Below are 17,637 nucleotides of genomic sequence, written 5' to 3' on the forward strand. Positions count from 1 at the left end.
TTCCTGATCATGCAAGTCCACGACCGCCCCGCTCAGCCGGACGGCCGGTCCGTGGACTCCCAGAGCGCGACGGTCCCGGCGGGCGAGGAGGTCGGCACCGGGCGGTAGGCCGACCGCAGGTCCGCGACCAGCGCGACCGCGTCCGGGTCCGCGCGCACCGACGCCGACGCGTCCTCCCAGTCCACGAGCAGGACGTAGTCGAGCTGTCCGGACACCGCCGCCAGGTCCACCGAGGGCGGTACGTCCTCCAGCCCGGCCAGGTCGGGATCGAGCCGGCTGCGCAGGGAGGGCTCCACGAACCTTACCTGGAAGTAGGGGAAGACTGCCTCGTAGTGACCGACGTCCACCCCGCGGGCACGCACGGCCAGCCCGCTGGAGACGTGCCGTAGCGGGTCCGGCCCGGACTCCAGCGGCGCCACCTGGGCGCGGTAACGGGTGAACCACAGCACCGCGAGGGTCGACCCCGGCCGCAGCTCGTCGGCGACGGACAGGATCTCGGCGGCGACCCGCTGGTCGTGCAGCTGGGTGGGCAGCCGCACGAGGACCGCCGCGGTCGCGGCGACGACCAGCGCCCCGGCGAGCGCGGCGCGGGCGGCGGCGCGCACCGGGGGGCGCGTCGCGCAGAACAGCACCAGCAGCAGCGGCGGGAACCAGGCCAGCCGGTCGGGCAGGAAGCCGTACTCCCGGCCCAGCCGGGTCGGGGACAGCAGGAACCCGGCGGCGGCGGCGAGGGTGGCCAGGCCGAGCACCCACCGGTCCGCGCGGGCCAGGGCGGCCTCCGTCCGGGGCCGGTCGGCCGGGGTCCGGCGCGGCCGGAGCGCCCCGGCCAGCAGGACGGCGAGGACGACGGCGACCGCGATCGACGCCCCGAGCTCGAGCCGGCTGCCCACCACCAGGGGCCGGTACATCGACAGCAGCCAGCCCAGCCGCTCCAGCGAGGGCTCGCCGACCGGGGCGCCACGCCGACCGTCCCCGCTGGTCACGTAGAACGCGCTCAGCGCCACCGTGGGGGCCAGCGCCAGCACCGGTCCGAGCAGGTGCTGCCGCAGGGCAGCGGGCCAGCTCTCCCCCGCCCACCGCGCCGCTGCCGACCGGCCCAGCCCGAGCCCGAGGACCAGGCCCGCGGCGACCGCCCACGGCATCAGGTGCGAGAACCAGGCGAGCACCGCCAGCCCGGCCAGCGCGCCGGCCGACCCGCGGGACCAGCCGGCCCGGCGGCGCAGCGCCAGGCCGATGACGAACAGCGCCAGGGCCACGCCCCAGCAGAAGTTGTAGAAGCCGTAGACGACCAGCTCGCTCCCGGCCAGCGGCAGCGCCGCGACCGCCAGCCACCCCGCCCGGCGGTCGACGCCGCGCAGCGCGTACCCGAGACCGGCCACCAGCAGCAGGATGAACCCGCCGACCACCACCTTCTCGGCCACGGCCGGCGAGAGCACGGTCAGCAGCACGCGGAGCAGCAGCGTGGTGAGCATGTTGGGGACCGGGGTGAGATCGACCGCGTAGTGCTCGCGCAGCAGCTCCCCGTGGGCGCCGTCGTCCCCGTGGTGCGCCAGCACCCACGCGCCGGCGACGTGCGCCGGACCGTCCTGGGTGAGCACGACCGGCAGCAGCAGGACCGGCGCGAGCTGCACGGCCAGCCCGGCCGCGAGCAGGACGGGGAGCAGGCGGGGCCGGCGCAGCCGCCGGCCCGGCGGGGCCTCGACCGGAGGCGCCGCCCCGGTCACTCGGCCCAGGGGCGGTCAGGCCGCACGGCGGGCGCTGTACCGGCCGCGGTCCCGCTGGACGTCCAGCGAGAGCGCGAAGGTCTCCGACAGCAGCGGGGCGGTGAGCACGTCCCCGACCGGGCCTGCGGCCACGACCTCGCCCCCGCGCAGCAGCAGCGCGTGGGTGTAGCCGGGCGGGATCTCCTCGACGTGGTGGGTGACGAGCACCTGGGCCGGGGCGTAGCGGTCGCGGGCCAGGTCGGACAGCCGGGACACCAGGTCCTCCCGCCCACCGAGGTCGAGCCCCGCGCCCGGCTCGTCGAGCAGCAGCAGCTCGGGGTCGGTCATCAGCGAGCGGGCGATCTGCGTGCGCTTGCGCTCCCCCTCGCTGAGCGTCCCGAAGGTCCGGTGCGCCATCGGCGCGACACCCCACTGCTGCATGAGCATGGCCGCGCGGGTCAGGTCGTGGACGTCGTAGCGCTCCCGCCAGCGGCCGACGACGGCGTACCCGGCGCTGACCACGACGTCGCCGACGCGCTCGCTCGGGTTGATCCGCTGGGCCAGCGCGGAGCTGGTCAGGCCGATCCGCGGCCGCAGCTCGAAGACGTCGACCGCGCCGAGGGTCTCACCCAGCACCGTGACCACGCCCCGGGTCGGGTGCATCTGGGCGGCGGCCAGCTGCAGCAGCGTCGTCTTGCCCGCCCCGTTGGGCCCCAGCAGGACCCACCGCTCGTCGGCCCGGACCGTCCAGTCGACGGCGCGCAGCAGGTGCGACTGGCCGCGGACGACGTCCACACCCCGGATCTCGACGACCGGCTCGTTCTCCACGGCCGCCATCCAACCAACCCACCGGGCGTCATGCCGAACGGGCCGGGGACGTGTCGGGCACGATGCAGGGCATGAGAGTGCTCACGAGCGGACTGCCGGGCACCCCACCACCGCGGAAGCGCACCGCACCAGCCGGGAAGGTGTGCCGGTGAGGCCCCCGACGGCCGGCGTGCAGGCGGGCACGCCGGAGCTCTGGCCGGGCTCCCCTGCCCCCCTGGGCGCCCACTGGGACGGCACCGGGACCAACTTCGCCCTCTGGTCGGCCGGGGCCTCCGCGGTCGACCTGTGCCTGTTCGACCCGGACGGGACCGAGCACCGGCAGCGGCTGCAGGAGACCACCCACCAGGTGTGGCACGGCCGGCTGCCCGGGGTGGGCCGGGGGCAGCGGTACGGCTACCGCGTCCACGGCCCGCACGACCCGGCGTCCGGCGCCCGGTACAACCCGGCGAAGCTGCTGCTGGACCCCTACGCCCGCGCGGTCTCCGGCGACCTGGTGCTCTCCGACGCGCTCGTCGGCCACGACCAGCGCGATCCGCACCTGGCCGATCCGCGGGACTCCGCGCCGTTCGTGCCGCGGGGGGTGGTGGTGCACGACTCCTTCCCCTGGGACGGCGACACCCGGCTGGACATCCCGTGGTCGGACACCGTGATCTACGAGGTGCACGTCAAGGGCGCCACGGCGCTGCACCCCGACGTCCCGCCGGCGCTGCGCGGCACGTACGCCGGCCTGGCGCACCCGGCGTTCGTGGAGCACCTGGTGTCCCTGGGGGTCACGGCCGTCGAGCTGCTGCCGGTGCACCACTTCGTCAGCGAGACGCACCTGCTCCGCCGCGGCCTCACCAACTACTGGGGCTACAACACCCTGGGCTACTTCGCCCCGCACGCGGCCTACAGCTCGATCGGCGCCGACGGGGGGCAGGTCACCGAGTTCAAGGCGATGGTCAAGACCCTGCACGCCGCGGGCATCGAGGTGGTCCTCGACGTGGTCTACAACCACACCGCCGAGGGCGACCACACCGGACCGACGCTGTCCTTCAAGGGCATCGACAACGGCGGCTACTACCGGCTCGGCCGGGAGGACCTCGCCCGCTACACCGACTACACCGGCTGCGGCAACACCCTCGACGTCCGCCGTCCCGCGGTCCTGGCGCTGCTGATGGACTCGCTGCGGTACTGGGTCACCGAGATGCACGTCGACGGCTTCCGCTTCGACCTCGCCTCCGCGCTGGCCCGCTCGATGCACGACGTCGACCGGCTGTCCGCCTTCTTCGACGTCGTCCACCAGGACCCGGTGGTCAGCACGGTCAAGCTCATCGCCGAGCCGTGGGACGTCGGCGAGGGCGGCTACCAGGTGGGCAACTTCCCCCCACCGTGGACGGAGTGGAACGGCCGGTACCGCGACACCGTCCGCGACGTGTGGTCCGGCGCCCGGGTCGGCGTCCGCGACCTCGCCTACCGGCTCACCGGGTCCTCGGACCTCTACCGGTTCGACGGGCGCCGGCCGTTCGCCAGCGTCAACTTCGTGACCGCGCACGACGGGTTCACCCTCGCCGACCTGGTCAGCTACGAGCAGAAGCGGAACGAGGCCAACGGCGAGGACAACCGGGACGGCGAGAGCCACAACCGCAACTGGAACTGCGGCGTGGAGGGGCCCACCGACGACCCCGAGGTCACCACCCTGCGGGCCCGCCAGATGCGGAACCTCCTGGCCACCCTGCTGCTGTCCACCGGCGTGCCGATGCTGACCGCCGGCGACGAGCTCGGCCGCACCCAGGGGGGCAACAACAACGCCTACTGCCAGGACGGTGAGACGTCCTGGATCGACTGGGGCGCCATGGACGCGGACCTGTGGACCTTCGTGTCCCGGGTCATCGCCCTGCGCCGCGCCTCGCCGGCGCTGCGCCAGGAGGCGTTCTTCGAGGGCGCGGAGGTGCCGGGCTCCGGCGGCACGCGGGACCTCGCCTGGTTCGCCCCGAACGGTGAACAGCTCACCAGCGGCGACTGGTTCGACACCGGGCTGCAGACGATCGGCATGTACCTGGACGGCCGCGGCCTGCGGCACCGTGACCAGCGCGGCCGGCCGGTGGTCGACTCCTCGTGGCTGCTCTGGCTGCACGCCGGCGCCGATCCGCTCGAGGTCGTGCTCCCCGGCGCGCCCTGGGGGGACGGCTACGAGCTGGTGCTGGCCACCGAGTACCCGACCGGCGCCCCGCCGCAGCCGACCGCCGTCGCCCCCGGCCCGGTGCAGCTGCCCGGCCGGTCGGTCTGGGCGCTGCGCGTGCTGCGCCCGCCGGTGCCGCAGGCCCAGGCGGGCTGAAGAAGGTCGGGGGACCTCGTCCTCCTCACCCCTCGCAGGCTCCGGGCGGGCCCCTGGAGGGGGCCTTACTCGGCGGGCTGCTCGAAGGTGATGACCGTCCAGCCGAGGAGGAGGCGGTCGCCGTCGGCCAGCGGGTGCGGCACGCCGGGCTCGAGCTGGGTCCACTCGGTCGCCTCGGGGCCGGCCACGTGGGTGCCGTTGAGCGATCCGAGGTCGACCAGGGAGACCTCCCGGCCGGCGCGCTGGATCGCGGCGTGCGCCGAGGACAGCACGTTCTGGGTGTCCGCGATCGGCACCGGCCGGGCGTTGCCCCCCGTCACCAGGTCGTGCCCGTCCGGACGGCGGCCGAGCACCAGGTCCTCGTCGACGGTGACGACCATGCCGTCGTCGAACCGCAGCACCGGGGCGGCCGGCGGCTCGGGGCGCCAGAACGCCGTCTGCTCGCCCACCTGGCCGATCGGCCCGCTGGCGACACGGCCCGAGTCGCCGAAGCCGGCGTCGGAGCCGGCGGTGAACGACTCCCCGCTGGGCAGCGAGGTGGCCGGCGGGACGGCGACGGACGGCGGGACGGCGGCGGCCAGCTGGAGCAGCGCACCGGAGCCGGGGACGGTGCCCTCGACCAGGTCCAGGGCCACCCCCGGCGGCATCGCGGCGGCCGGCTGGCCCGGGCCGACGTAGAGGGTCTGGCCCAGCGAGAAGCCGGCGGCGAGGGTGCAGCCGTCGACGGCGGAGCCGGACACCGGTACCCCGTCGACCGCGGGCTGGCCCTTGCCGGACCAGAGCGCCACGCCGGAGCCGGAGCCACCCGCGGTGTCGGCGAGGACGAGGGCGAAGGAGGCGGGGCCGTCGGAGATCCGGGACACCTGGTGGGCGACGGCGGCCAGCACCCGGTCGGCGCCGGGCCCGCTCACACCGAGGCAGGCGTGCAGGGCAGCGACCAGCGCCGGCGAGCCGGGCGCGTCGACCCACAGCAGGCCGCCGCCGCGGCGGGCGACGACACAGTCTCCGGGGAGGACCTCACAGCGGTCGGGCATGACGTCCAGCCTAGTGAGCGCACAGCGGATCCGGCGGTCGACCGGGGCGTGCCATGCCCCGATCTCGACCCGTTGCGCACGACCCGTACCACTCGTCACACGGGTCGCAGCCGGACGAGTACCGTGCGCGCTCCTCACCGGCGTGTCGCGCCCGCCGGCCCGCTGCGGGGGCCCCCGCCGAACGTGGTGACGTGCCGGAGCGGCCTCCCTGCAGGGTCCCACCGCGAGCGTGCGAGCGGTGGGGGGCAGGGAGGTCCTTCTTCAGGCGTTGACGACGACGCCGAGCTCGGCCGGGGTGGCCAGGTGCTCCGAGTGCGGCAGGACCCGGACCGTGTAGCCGAACGCGCCGGTGAGGGTCAGCGGGACGGTGGCGGTGAACCAGTGCCGGGTCCCGTCCGCGGACTCGTGCCGCATCGGCACGGTGGTCACCCCGTGCAGGCGGTCGGTCTCGTCCACCCGTCCGTAGGCCGCCTCGACCACCACCTCCGCGGGCGTCACGCCCGGCAGCTCCACCTCGGCCCGCAGGTCGATGCCGCCGCCGACCTCGGCGGTGTCACCGACCCCGGTGGCCTCCACGTGCGCCACGCGCACGCCGTGCCAGTGCTCCAGCAGGCGGGACCGCCACGCGGCCTCGTCCCGCGCGGTCTCGTACCCGCCGGTCGCCATGGACCGGGCCGAGACCGAGGCCGGCACGTAGAGCTGCTGCACGTAGTCCCGCACCATCCGGGTGGCCTGGACCTTCGGACCGGTCTCCCGGAGGGTGTCGCGGATCATCTCCACCCACCGGGTCGGGATGCCCTCGCCGTCGACCTCGTAGAAGCGCGGCAGCACCTGCTCGTGCAGGAGCGCGTAGATGGCCTGCGCCTCCACGTCGTCGCGGCGCTCGGGGTCGGTGACCCCGTCGGCGGTCGGGATCGCCCAGCCGTTCTGGCCGTCGAACCACTCGTCCCACCAGCCGTCGCGGATGGAGAGGTTCAGCCCGCCGTTGAGCGCGGACTTCATGCCCGACGTGCCGCAGGCCTCCAGCGGCCGCAGCGGGTTGTTCAGCCAGACGTCGCAGCCCCAGTACAGGTAGCGCGCCATGCCGATGTCGTAGTTGGGCAGGAAGGCGATCCGGTGCCGGATCTCCGGGTCGTCGGCGAACTTGACCATCTGCTGGATCAGCTGCTTGCCGCCGTCGTCGGCCGGGTGGCTCTTGCCGGCGATGACCAGCTGGATCGGTCGCTCCTCGTCGAGCAGCAGCGCCTTGAGCCGGGCCGGGTCGCGCAGCATCAGGGTCAGCCGCTTGTACGAGGGCACCCGGCGGGCGAAGCCGATGGTGAGGACGTCGGGGTCGAAGGCGGTCTCGGTCCAGCCGACCTCGGTCTGCGCCGCCCCCCGGGAGAGGGCCGTCTCCCGCACGCGGCGGCGCACCTCCTCCACCAGCCGGCCGCGCAGCAGCCGCCGGGTGTTCCAGAGGTCGCTGCTGCTGATCCGGTCGACGCCGTCGAAGTGCACCGGCCCCGGGACGTCGGCCGGGTCGCCCTGGCTGGTCGTCTGGGTGCCGAGCTCGACCAGCTCCCGGGCGGTCCAGGTGGCGGCGTGCACGCCGTTGGTGATCGAGGAGATCGGGACGTCGTCGGCGTCGAAGCCCGACCAGAGGCCGCCGAACATGTCCCGGCTGACGTGGCCGTGCAGCGCGCTCACCCCGTTCGCCCGCTGCCCGAGCCGCAGACCCATGTGCGCCATGTTGAACTTGCTCGGGTCGTCCTCCGCGCCCAGCGCGAGGAGCTGGTCGACCGGGACTCCGAAGCCGGCGAAGTAGCGCTCGATCAGGGTCCGCGGGAACCGGTCGATGCCGGCCGGCACCGGGGTGTGCGTGGTGAACACCGTGCCCGCGCGGACCGCCTGGAGCGCCTCGGCGAAGGACAACCCGTGGGACTCGGTGAGCTCGCGGATCCGCTCGACCCCCTGGAAGCCGGCGTGGCCCTCGTTGGCGTGGAAGACCTCCGGCGGCGGGGCGCCGGTGAGCGAGCAGAATGCGCGCAGAGCGCGCACGCCGCCGACGCCCAGCAGCATCTCCTGCCGCAGCCGGTGGTCCTCGCCCCCGCCGTACAGGCGGTCGGTGACCCCGCGCTCGGCGGCGTCGTTCTCCTCGATGTCGCTGTCGAGCAGCAGCAGCGAGACCCGGCCGACCTGCGCCCGCCAGACGTGCGCGTGCAGCGTGCGCCCCTCGGGCAGCGGCACGGTGATCACCACGGCGTTGCGGTCGGCGTCGCGGAGCAGCTTCAGCGGGAGGCCGTGCGGGTCCAGCGCCGGGTAGTGCTCCAGCTGCCAGCCGTCGGCCGACAGGCTCTGGGAGAAGTAGCCGGCCCGGTACAGCAGTCCCACGCCGATGAGCGGGACGCCGAGGTCGGAGGCGGCCTTGAGGTGGTCACCGGCGAGGATGCCGAGCCCACCGGAGTACTGCGGCAGCACCTCGGTGATGCCGAACTCCGCCGAGAAGTACGCGACCGAGGCGGGGGCCTCCGGCCCGAGGGACTGGTACCAGTGCGGGGCGTCCAGGTACTCGCGCAGGTCGTCGGTCACCCGCTTCAGGCGGGTGAGGAACTCCTGGTCCTCGGCCAGCTCAGCCAGCCGCTCGGCCGAGACCTCGCCGAGGACCCGCACCGGGTCGCCGCCGCAGCCGCCCCAGAGACCGGGGTCCAGCGCCTCGAACAGGTCCCGGGTCTCCGGGTGCCAGGACCAGCGCAGGTTGACCACCAGCTGCGCGAGGGGCATCAGCGCCTCGGGCAGCGCGGCACGGACGGTGAGTCGACGGAGGGCTCGCACCGGGCCGACAGTAGTGGTGGGTGTGCCGGCTCACACCGTCGGCTCGACGTCCGGACCCGCCGCCGGACGACCGCGGGATGCCGGTTCCCGCCCCCCCGATCAGCGGCCTCTCCCGCCGAGGTGCTGGCGGGCGACGATCTAGATAGCGTGACCGCGATGACTGGCCGCCCAGACCTCCGCCTCGGCATCACCGATGTCGCCCCCGTCGTGTCGTGCGGGTCCTTCTCGACCCGCGCCGTGGTCGGCGAGCACCTGCCGATCACCGCCACCGTCTTCCGCGAGGGCCACGACGCCGTGGCCGCCAACGTGGTGCTCACGCCTCCGGCCGCACCGGGCTCGATGGAGCCCGGTGCACCCGGGACCGGCCGGCCCTTGGTGCGGATGCGGAAGTTCGGCCGCGAGCCGGACCGCTGGACCGCCACCGTCGTCCCCGACCACGAGGGGCTGTGGACCTACACCGTCGAGGCGTGGGACGACCCGCTGAGCACCTGGCACCACGACGTCGAGGTGAAGGTGGCGGCCGGCCAGGGCGCCGAGGAGCTCGCGAACGACCTCGAGTCCGGCGCCCGGCTGCTCGAGGAGGTCGCCGCCTCCGCGCCGGCCGAGCACCGGGACGCCCTGCTCGCCGCCGTCGCGGCGCTGCGGAACGGCGACCTGGACCTCACCGCCCGGCTCGCCCCGGCGCTGGCCCCCGGCCTGCAGCACGTGCTGGACGAGAACCCCGTGCGCCGGATGGTGACCTCCTCGCAGCGCTACGAGCTGTGGGTGGACCGCACGCGGGCGCTCTACGGGTCCTGGTACGAGTTCTTCCCCCGCTCGGAGGGCCCGGTGGTCGGCGGGCAGCCGACCCACGGCACCTTCGCCCAGGCGGCCGAGCGGCTCCCGGCGATCGCCGACGCGGGCTTCGACGTCGTCTACCTGCCGCCGATCCACCCGATCGGGCACACCAACCGCAAGGGCAAGAACAACACGCTGGTCGCCATGCCGGACGACGTCGGCTCGCCGTGGGCGATCGGCAGCGAGGAGGGTGGCCACGACGCCGTCCACCCGCAGCTGGGCACGCTGGAGGACTTCCGGGCCTTCGTCCGGCGGGCCGGCGAGCTCGGCATGGAGGTCGCCCTCGACCTCGCGCTGCAGGCGACCCCCGACCACCCCTGGGTGCGGGAGCACCCGGAGTGGTTCACCACCAAGCCCGACGGCACCATCGCCTACGCGGAGAACCCGCCGAAGAAGTACCAGGACATCTACCCGCTCAACTTCGACAACGACCCCGAGGGCCTCTACGCGGAGGTGCTCCGGGTGGTGCGGCACTGGATGGCCGCCGGGGTGCGGGTGTTCCGGGTCGACAACCCGCACACCAAGCCGCTGAACTTCTGGCACTGGATCATCTGGGAGGTCAAGAAGACCGACCCGGACGTCCTCTTCCTGGCCGAGGCGTTCACCCGGCCGGCGATGATGCACCAGCTGGCCCGGCTGGGCTTCACCCAGAGCTACACCTACTTCACCTGGCGGACGGCGAAGTGGGAGCTGGAGGAGTACGGCCGCGAGCTGGCCGCGAGCAGCCACTACATGCGGCCGAACTTCTTCGTGAACACCCCGGACATCCTCCACGAGTCCCTGCAGGTCGGCGGGCCGCCGATGTTCAAGATCCGCGCGGTGCTCGCGTCGATGCTGAGCCCCACCTGGGGCGTCTACAGCGGCTACGAGCTGTTCGAGCACGTGGGCCTGCGGCCGGGCAGCGAGGAGTACCTGGACACCGAGAAGTTCCAGCTCCGGCCGCGGGACTGGGCCGGCGCCGAGGCCAGCGGCCGCACGCTCACCCCCTACCTGCGGCGGCTGAACGAGATCCGGCGCGCGCACCCGTCGCTGCAGCAGCTGCGCACCCTGCGGTTCCACCACGTCGACAACGAGAACCTGCTCTGCTTCTCCAAGACCGACCCCGGCTCGGACGACGCGGTGCTCGTGGTGGTCTCGCTGAACAGCAACTACACGCAGATCGGGACCACGTCGCTGGACATGCCGGCGCTGGGTCTCGACTGGTCCGACCGGTTCGCGGTCACCGACGAGCTGACCGGGGCGACCTACGACTGGGGCCAGCACAACTACGTGCAGCTGGACCCCTTCCGGGAGCCGGCGCACGTGTTCACCGTGCACCGCAGCCTCCACTCCCCCGTCCCACCGCAGTGAAGAAGGACCTGCCTGCCCCCCACCGCTCGCACGCTCGCGGCCCCCTGCAGGCAGGCCGAGGCCTGGTGGCCACCCCCGCTCCAGCTGAATAACGAGGACTTCCGTCATGACCACGCTCCCCGTCCCCAGCCAGTCGACCCCCGGCGCGGACGAGCAGTCGACGCTGCCACCCCCGGGCACCGATCCCGAGTGGTACAAGCGCGCCGTCTTCTACGAGGTGCTCGTCCGCGGCTTCGCCGACAGCAACGCCGACGGCATCGGCGACCTGCGCGGCATGATCGGCAAGCTCGACTACCTGCAGTGGCTCGGGGTCGACTGCCTGTGGCTGCCGCCGTTCTTCGCGTCCCCGCTGCGGGACGGCGGGTACGACGTCAGCGACTACACCGCGGTGCTCCCGGAGTTCGGCGACATCGACGACTTCAAGGACCTGGTCGAGGCGTCCCACTCCCGCGGGATGCGGGTGATCATCGACTTCGTCATGAACCACACCTCGGACCAGCACCCCTGGTTCCAAGCCAGCCGCAGCGACCCCGAGGGGCCCTACGGCGACTTCTACGTCTGGGCCGACGACGACACCGGCTACGCCGACGCCCGGATCATCTTCGTCGACACCGAGAGCTCGAACTGGACCTTCGACCCGGTCCGCAAGCAGTACTTCTGGCACCGCTTCTTCAGCCACCAGCCCGACCTCAACTTCGAGAACCCCGCCGTGCAGGAGGCGATCCTCGACGCGCTGCGCTTCTGGCTGGACCTGGGCATCGACGGGTTCCGGCTGGACGCGGTCCCCTACCTGTTCGAGGAGGAGGGGACCAACTGCGAGAACCTGCCCCGGACGCACGCCTTCCTCAAGCGGGTGCGCAAGGTGGTCGACGCGGAGTACCCGGACAAGGTGATGCTCTGCGAGGCGAACCAGTGGCCGGCCGACGTCGTCGAGTACTTCGGTGAGGACGGCGACGAGTGCCAGATGGCCTTCCACTTCCCGGTCATGCCCCGCCTGTTCATGGGCGTGCGGCGGGAACAGCGGTTCCCGATCTCGGAGATCATGGCCCAGACGCCGGCCATCCCGGAGAACTGCCAGTGGGGCATCTTCCTGCGTAACCACGACGAGCTGACCCTGGAGATGGTCACCGACGAGGAGCGCGACTACATGTGGGGCGAGTACGCCAAGGACCCCCGCATGAAGGCCAACATCGGCATCCGCCGGCGGCTGGCGCCGCTGCTGGACAACGACGTGGACACCCTCGAGCTGTTCGCCGCCCTGCTGCTCTCGCTGCCCGGGTCACCGGTCCTGTACTACGGCGACGAGATCGGGATGGGCGACAACATCTGGCTCGGTGACCGCGACGGCGTCCGGACGCCGATGCAGTGGACGCCGGACCGCAACGGCGGGTTCTCCACCGCCGACCCGCAGCGGATGCACCTCCCGCTGGTCGCCGACCCGGTCTACGGCTACCAGGTGACCAACGTGGAGGCGCAGCTGCGCAACACCACGTCGCTGCTGCACTGGATCCGCACGATGATCGCCGTCCGCAAGCAGCACCCGACGTTCGGCGTGGGGAGCTACGCCGAGATCGGCTCGCGCAACCCCACGGTGCTGTCGTTCGTCCGCGAGTTCGGCGACGACATCGTGCTCTGCGTGAACAACCTGTCGCGCTTCCCGCAGCCGGTGGAGCTGGACCTGCGGCGGTTCGAGGGGTACACGCCGATCGAGCTGACCGGGCGCGTGCAGTTCCCCCAAATCGGCGTCCTGCCCTACATGCTCACGCTCGGTGGGCACGGCTTCTACTGGTTCGAGCTCTCCCGCCCGGCGGCTCCGGTCGCCGAGGAGGAGGAGAGCTGGGAGACCCACACCAGCAGCACCGTCGCGCAGTCCCTGCTCGACTCCGGCCTGGTGTCGGAGGGCGCCCCCGGAGGCAGCGGTGGGCTCGGCGCCGAGTCCCCGACCGTCACCGACTCCGAAGGAGAGGCCCGATGAACGCAGTGACCCAGCTGCTGGCCGGATGGATGCCCGGCCAGCGGTGGTTCGGCGGCAAGGGCCGTGAGTGGGCGGACGTCACCGCCGAGGGCTTCTTCCTCGACCAGTCCGATCCCGTCCTCTCGGTGCACCGGGTGCGGGTCACCTACGCCGACGGTGCGACGGAGACCTACCTGGTCCCGCTGTCCTGGCGCGAGTCGCCGGCCGAGGAGCTCTCCAGCGCGTTCATCGGCGCCGTCGCCGACTCCCACGGCGGGGAGAACTACGCCTACGACGCGATGCGGGACCGCGACGCCACCGTGCCGTGGCTGACCCACCTCGTCGCCGCGTCGACCGTGGGCCCGATGCACTTCCACCCGGCCGGGGTCGCCTACATCCCCGAGGGGCTGCCCGGCGACATCGTCTCCACCGAGCAGAGCAACACCTCGCTGGTCTACGGCGAGACGGCGATCCTCAAGCTGTTCCGCCGGCTCGAGCCCGGCCTGAACCCGGACGTCGAGGTGCACGACGCGCTGCGGCGGACCGAGAACCCGCACATCGCACCGCTGCTCGGCTACGTCGAGATCGACAACGGGCCGGGCGAGGAGGCCTCCACGGTCGCGATGCTGCAGGCCTTCGTGCCCAACGCCAGCGACGGGTGGCGGCTGGCCACCTCCAGCGTCCGCGACCTCTACGCGGAGGCCGACCTGCACGCCGACGAGGTGGGCGGGGACTTCGCCGGGGAGAGCGAGCGGCTCGGGGAGGCCACCGCGTCGGTGCACCGCGACCTCGCCCGGGTGCTGCCGACCGAGCCGGCCGAGCGGGACTGGTACCGGGACGTCGCCGAGCAGATGACCTCCCGGCTGGAGGCCGCCCTCGCGGTGGTGCCGGACCTGGCCGAGCACGCCGACGGGCTACGACGGCTCTACGCGGCCGTCGCGGACACCGACGAGCCCGTGGTGCGCCAGCGGGTGCACGGCGACCTGCACCTCGGGCAGGTGCTGCGCACCGCGTCCGGCTGGATCGTGCTCGACTTCGAGGGCGAGCCGGCCCGGCCGCTGGCCGCGCGCCGGGAGCTGGACACCCCCCTGCGCGACGTCGCCGGCATGCTGCGGTCCTTCGACTACGCCGCCCGGCACATGCTCGTCGAGCAGCCCGGTGACCCGCAGCGCACCTACCGCGCACAGGAGTGGGCCGAGCGGAACCGGCAGGCGTTCCGCGCGGGCTACTCCGCCGCGAACGACCTGGAGCTGTCCGCCGGCTCGGCGCTGCTGCGCGCGTTCGAGGCGGACAAGGCCGTCTACGAGTGCGTCTACGAGGCGCGGAACCGGCCGCACTGGTTGATGATCCCGCTGAGCTCGCTGTCCCGGCTGACGTCACGCGTTTGACGCACGCCCGCGACACCGGGCGACCCGCTCGGCAGGATGACGACGAAGGACCCGGAAGCACCCCAGGGACGGAGCCCATGAGCATCGACGACGCGCAGAACCAGCAGCCGGGTGGCGAGCCCGCTGACAAGGCGGAGCTGATGCGCCGGGTCGAGGAGAAGACCGAGTCCGTCCGGCGGGCCGCCGCGACCGACAGCGAGCCGGAACCGGCCGCCGATCCCGCGCCGGCCGGCCAGACCACCGGCAGGGCCGCCAAGAAGGCGCCCACCAAGCGGGCCGCCGACGCGGCTGCCGACAGCATGCAGGCCGACCTGGCAGCCGCCCCGGCGAAGAAGGCGGCCAAGCGAGCGGCGAGGAAGGCCGCGCCGGCGACCGCTGGTGCGGCGGGGGGATCCGGCACCGGCGAGGCCGAGGTGACCGCCGGCACGGTGCAGAAGGCGACCAAGCGCGCCGCGGCCAAGAAGACCGCGGCCGCCGGTGCCGACGCCCCGGCGAAGAAGGCCGGACGCAAGGCGGCCGCCACCAAGAAGGTCACCGCCACCCCCGTGGTCGCCCCCGCCCCGATCGCCCAGCCGGGTGCGCCCGCCGCGCCGTCCGCTCCGCAGCCGGAGCCGCCGAGCCCCGACCCGGCCGAGCCCAGCACGCCGCAGGCCCCGGCCTCCGGCGAGCACGCCGGCACCGGGGGCAGCTCCCCCGCCGAGACGGCGTCGGAGCCGGGCGACGAGCTGGCGCCGGACACCGTGCCCGTCGAGGCCCCGGCGGGGACGGGCGGGACCCCCACGGCAACCGGCCGGGCCGCCACGGGGACCAGCCGGGCCCCGGCTGCGCCCGGCGGGGGCGCCGCCCCGGCGGCGTCCGGGCCGGACGTCACGACCGCCGACCTGGCCACGGCCGAGGTCCCCGACCTGCCGTCGGCACCCGCGGGCGCGCCCGACCCCGGATCAGCCGCGTTGGTCGAGGCGCTCCCCGCAGGGCAGGCGCCGGTGAGCACGTCGGTCCCGGCCGAGGCCACCCCCCAGGCGCGGGAGGTCGATGCGCAGGCGCTGCGCGCCGTCGTCGAGGGCTGGTCGCACGACCCGCACTCGGTGCTGGGCGCGCACCGGCTGTCCCGCGGCTGGGCGGTGCGCACGCTGCGGCCGGACGCCGTCCAGGTCGTCGTCGTCGACCAGGACGGGACCCGGTACGACGCGGAGCAGATCCACGACGGCGGGGTCCACGAGGCGCTGCTGCCCAACCAGCCGGGCGACTACCGGATCGAGGTCGCCTACCCGAACGGGCAGGGCGGCACCGACACCTTCCTCGTCGACGACCCCTACCGCTGGCTGCCCACCCTCGGCTCGCTCGACCAGCACCTCATCCGCGAGGGCCGGCACGAGCAGCTGTGGACGGTGCTCGGCTCGCACGTCCGCGGCTACGACACCCCGAGCGGCCGGGTGGACGGCGTCTCCTTCGCCGTCTGGGCGCCCAACGCGCGCGGGGTGAAGGTCACCGGCGACTTCGACTACTGGGAGGCCCGCGCCTACCCGATGCGGTCGCTGGGCTCCTCCGGTGTCTGGGAGGTCTTCGTCCCCGGCGTCCAGGAGGGCAGCCGCTACCGGTACCACGTGCTCGGCGCCGACGGGCACTGGCGGGTCAAGAGCGACCCGATGGCGTTCGCCACGGAGGTGCCGCCGGCCAACGCGTCGGTGGTCACCGCCTCCCGGTACGAGTGGGGCGACGAGGAGTGGCTCGCCTCGCGCGCGGAGGCCGGCTGGCACGAACGGCCGGTGAGCATCTACGAGGTGCACGCCGGCTCCTGGCGGCAGGGCCTGAGCTACCGCCAGCTCGCCGACGAGCTGGTCGACTACGTCGTCGACGCGGGGTTCACCCACCTGGAGTTCATGCCGGTGGCCGAGCACCCCTTCGGCGGGTCGTGGGGCTACCAGGTCACCTCCTACTACGCCCCGACGTCGCGCTTCGGCTCCCCCGACGACTTCCGCTACCTGGTGGACAAGGCCCACCGGGCCGGACTCGGCGTGATCATCGACTGGGTGCCGGCGCACTTCCCCAAGGACGAGTGGGCCCTCGGCCGGTTCGACGGCACCGCGCTCTACGAGCACGCCGACCCGCGCCGCGGTGAGCAGCCCGACTGGGGCACGTTCGTCTTCGACTTCGGGCGCAGCGAGGTGCGCAACTTCCTGGTGGCCAACGCCCTGTACTGGTGCCAGGAGTTCCACGTCGACGGCCTCCGGGTCGACGCGGTGGCCTCGATGCTCTACCTGGACTACTCGCGCGCCGAGGGCCAGTGGACGCCGAACCAGTACGGCGGCCGGGAGAACCTCGACGCCGTCGCGTTCCTGCAGGAGATGAACGCGACCGTCTACAAGTCGGTCCCCGGCGTGGTCACCATCGCCGAGGAGTCGACCGCGTGGCCCGGCGTAACCCGGCCCACCTACCTCGGCGGCCTGGGCTTCGGCTTCAAGTGGAACATGGGCTGGATGCACGACTCGCTGGACTACATCGCCCGGCCGTCGGTGTACCGCAGCTACCACCACAACCAGCTCACCTTCTCGCTGGTCTACGCGTACTCCGAGAACTACATGCTGCCGATCAGCCACGACGAGGTCGTGTACGGCAAGGGCTCGCTGCTGCGGAAGATGCCCGGCGACCGGTGGCAGCAGCTGGCCAACCTGCGGGCCTACCTGGGCTACATGTGGGCGCACCCGGGCAAGCAGCTGCTGTTCATGGGCTCGGAGTTCGGCCAGCTGTCGGAGTGGGCGGAGAGCCGCTCGCTGGACTGGTGGCACCTCGACGACCCGGCGCACCGCGGCGTGCTCGACCTGGTGCGCGACCTCAACCGGGTGTACCGGGAGAACGAGGCGCTGTACTCGCAGGACGTCGACCCCGCCGGTTTCCAGTGGATCGACGCGAACGACGCCCAGGGCAACACGCTGTCCTTCGTGCGCTACGGCAAGAACGGGCAGGTGCTGGCCTGCATCGCGAACTTCGCCGGCACCCCGCACCACCACTACCGGGTCGGCCTGCCGCGCGGGGGCCGCTGGCGCGAGGTGGTCAACACCGACGCCGGGGGCTACGGCGGCTCCGGGGTGGGCAACCTGGGCGGCGTCGACGCGGTGGCGCAGACGTGGCACGGGCAGCCGTTCTCGGCCGAGCTCACCGTGCCGCCCCTCGCGACGGTCTGGTTCGTCCACGAGGGCCCCGAGCCCGAGCGGGCGGGCGCCGGCGACGCTCAGCTCGCCGCGGCGGCGGAGGCCTCGGGTGCCGCCGAGGGCCGGGGCCCTGTCGAGGACCAGATCCCCCCGCAGGACTGACCGCCGTCCGGGGCTGCGGCGACGGCTGTCGAGCCGTCGCCGCAGCCCAGCCGGTCGGGCAGGATGGACCTCCGCCGCGTCCCCGCCGACCCGACCGATCGGGA

9 protein-coding genes are annotated in these 17,637 nt (G+C 73.5%); 5 read left to right on the top strand and 4 right to left on the bottom strand.

The genetic code is table 11. The annotated features are described in order from the left end of the window. Window positions 1–32 precede the first annotated feature (32 nt). Both HL189_RS14975 and HL189_RS14980 read right to left on the bottom strand, forming a co-directional pair. Window positions 33–1,724 carry a hypothetical protein gene (locus tag HL189_RS14975; RefSeq protein WP_369134501.1) on the bottom strand — a complete coding sequence of 564 codons (1,692 nt, stop codon included), beginning with the start codon at window positions 1,722–1,724 and terminating at the stop codon, window positions 33–35. A gap of 15 nt (window positions 1,725–1,739) precedes the next feature. Beyond that, window positions 1,740–2,540, bottom strand: a complete 801-nt coding sequence (locus HL189_RS14980) for an ABC transporter ATP-binding protein (protein ID WP_369134502.1) — start codon at window positions 2,538–2,540, stop codon at window positions 1,740–1,742. Between the two features lie 139 nt (window positions 2,541–2,679). On the opposite strand from HL189_RS14980, the gene glgX reads away from it, so the two are divergent. Further along, on the top strand, window positions 2,680–4,848 hold the full coding sequence (gene glgX, locus HL189_RS14985; RefSeq protein WP_369134503.1) for a glycogen debranching protein GlgX: 2,169 nt from the start codon (window positions 2,680–2,682) through the stop codon (window positions 4,846–4,848). 65 nt (window positions 4,849–4,913) lie between these two features. Here glgX and HL189_RS14990 read toward each other — a convergent pair whose 3' ends face one another. Both HL189_RS14990 and glgP read right to left on the bottom strand, forming a co-directional pair. After that, window positions 4,914–5,882, bottom strand: coding sequence for an FHA domain-containing protein (locus tag HL189_RS14990; RefSeq protein WP_369134504.1), 969 nt, complete (start codon window positions 5,880–5,882; stop codon window positions 4,914–4,916). A gap of 261 nt (window positions 5,883–6,143) precedes the next feature. Beyond that, window positions 6,144–8,693 carry an alpha-glucan family phosphorylase gene (glgP, locus tag HL189_RS14995; RefSeq protein WP_369134505.1) on the bottom strand — a complete coding sequence of 850 codons (2,550 nt, stop codon included), beginning with the start codon at window positions 8,691–8,693 and terminating at the stop codon, window positions 6,144–6,146. 156 nt (window positions 8,694–8,849) lie between these two features. Here glgP and HL189_RS15000 point away from each other — a divergent pair, with 156 nt between their 5' ends. The 4 genes from HL189_RS15000 (at window position 8,850) to glgB (ending at window position 17,533) form a co-directional block, all read left to right on the top strand. Next, entirely contained in the window at window positions 8,850–10,880 is a 2,031-nt protein-coding gene (locus HL189_RS15000; protein WP_369134506.1) for an alpha-1,4-glucan--maltose-1-phosphate maltosyltransferase, read from the top strand. 106 nt (window positions 10,881–10,986) lie between these two features. Further along, complete coding sequence (treS, locus tag HL189_RS15005; protein ID WP_369134507.1) at window positions 10,987–12,855, top strand: maltose alpha-D-glucosyltransferase; 1,869 nt, start codon at window positions 10,987–10,989, stop codon at window positions 12,853–12,855. After that, window positions 12,852–14,222, top strand: a complete 1,371-nt coding sequence (locus HL189_RS15010; protein WP_369134508.1) for a hypothetical protein — start codon at window positions 12,852–12,854, stop codon at window positions 14,220–14,222. Before treS ends, HL189_RS15010 begins: the two co-directional genes overlap by 4 nt. Window positions 14,223–14,299: 77 nt before the next feature. Continuing rightward, the gene (gene glgB / locus HL189_RS15015) at window positions 14,300–17,533 is read left to right on the top strand and encodes a 1,4-alpha-glucan branching protein GlgB (protein WP_369134509.1); all 3,234 of its coding nucleotides are present in this window, start codon (window positions 14,300–14,302) and stop codon (window positions 17,531–17,533) included. Window positions 17,534–17,637: the final 104 nt, after the last annotated feature.

This window comes from Modestobacter sp. I12A-02662 (assembly GCF_041028325.1).
In the GTDB taxonomy this organism is placed as follows: Bacteria; Actinomycetota; Actinomycetes; order Mycobacteriales; family Geodermatophilaceae; genus Modestobacter.

Excerpts from the sequence above, each read along its gene's own strand:
- HL189_RS15010 (WP_369134508.1), top strand. The coding sequence starts at position 12,852 with ATGAACGCAGTGACCCAGCTGCTGGCCGGATGGATGCCCGGCCAGCGG.
- HL189_RS15000 (WP_369134506.1), top strand. The coding sequence starts at position 8,850 with ATGACTGGCCGCCCAGACCTCCGCCTCGGCATCACCGATGTCGCCCCC.
- HL189_RS14990 (WP_369134504.1), bottom strand. The coding sequence starts at position 5,882 with ATGCCCGACCGCTGTGAGGTCCTCCCCGGAGACTGTGTCGTCGCCCGC.
- glgB (WP_369134509.1), top strand. The coding sequence starts at position 14,300 with ATGAGCATCGACGACGCGCAGAACCAGCAGCCGGGTGGCGAGCCCGCT.
- treS (WP_369134507.1), top strand. The coding sequence starts at position 10,987 with ATGACCACGCTCCCCGTCCCCAGCCAGTCGACCCCCGGCGCGGACGAG.
- HL189_RS14980 (WP_369134502.1), bottom strand. The coding sequence starts at position 2,540 with ATGGCGGCCGTGGAGAACGAGCCGGTCGTCGAGATCCGGGGTGTGGAC.